The following is a 270-nucleotide window of genomic DNA, read 5'->3' as shown; positions in this document are numbered from 1 at the left end:
GCCACTGTTTTGGATTTGAAAAAACGTATTAACGCTACTGCTTTCAATACTATTAAGGTTTATAGCGGAAATATGCTACTGAACGATGCTACGCCATTAACACACGCAACTACCTATCAGGCAACACAAACACAGGCGGGTGAATGCGAAAGTGTGAAAGCTAATGTGTTGGTAAATGTCTATGCCAAACCGAGTGTTCCTGTGGTACAAGTGGCTAATGCCCAATGTGGAATAAATGGTACGACAGCTACAATCACTAACTACGATAGC

1 protein-coding gene is annotated in these 270 nt (G+C 41.9%); it reads left to right on the top strand.

The annotated features are described in order from the left end of the window. Positions 1-270 (top strand): hypothetical protein (locus CCAND38_RS12010; RefSeq protein ID WP_042345046.1); only part of this gene is annotated, 270 nt, incomplete at both ends.

The sequence above is a fragment of the Capnocytophaga canis genome (genome assembly GCF_000827555.1).
Taxonomy (GTDB): Bacteria; Bacteroidota; Bacteroidia; order Flavobacteriales; family Flavobacteriaceae; genus Capnocytophaga; species Capnocytophaga canis.
This window is presented reverse-complemented; position numbering and strand designations above follow the sequence as displayed.